The 317-nt window shown below is 35.3% G+C and carries 1 protein-coding gene; it reads right to left on the bottom strand.

Annotated elements, in window-relative coordinates:
* Positions 1-37 precede the first annotated feature (37 nt).
* On the bottom strand, positions 38-317 hold a 280-nt coding region (locus ACFRCG_RS48275), incomplete at its 5' end, for a manganese catalase family protein (protein WP_380043033.1).

Here is a 317-nt window from a genome sequence, read left to right as displayed (position 1 = left end):
ATATTAGAACAGTTCTAGTAAAATGTGTATAATAAATTTAATACAATCCATTTTGCAGTGGGGCGGTATCATGATTTAAAGTAATGGTATTGCCAATCGAGAGCAGATTAATTGCATTCGCTACTAATTCAACATGGCCAAATTCCTCCGCTGTAATACTTGCAATTAAATCATAAAAGGGCTTTAGCTTTTTTTTACCGCGGAAATTAAAGGATTGAAACATGTAATTGTTTAAGGTGGACATCTCACCGAATTTTCCACCCATTAATTCTTGTACAGCTGCAGCAGCATTCATATCGCCATGTTCTGGATATGGT

Source organism: Embleya sp. NPDC056575 (assembly GCF_042793325.1).
GTDB lineage: Bacteria > Actinomycetota > Actinomycetes > Streptomycetales > Streptomycetaceae > Embleya.
Note: the sequence above shows the minus strand (reverse complement) of the source record. Positions and strands in the feature narration are given on the sequence as shown.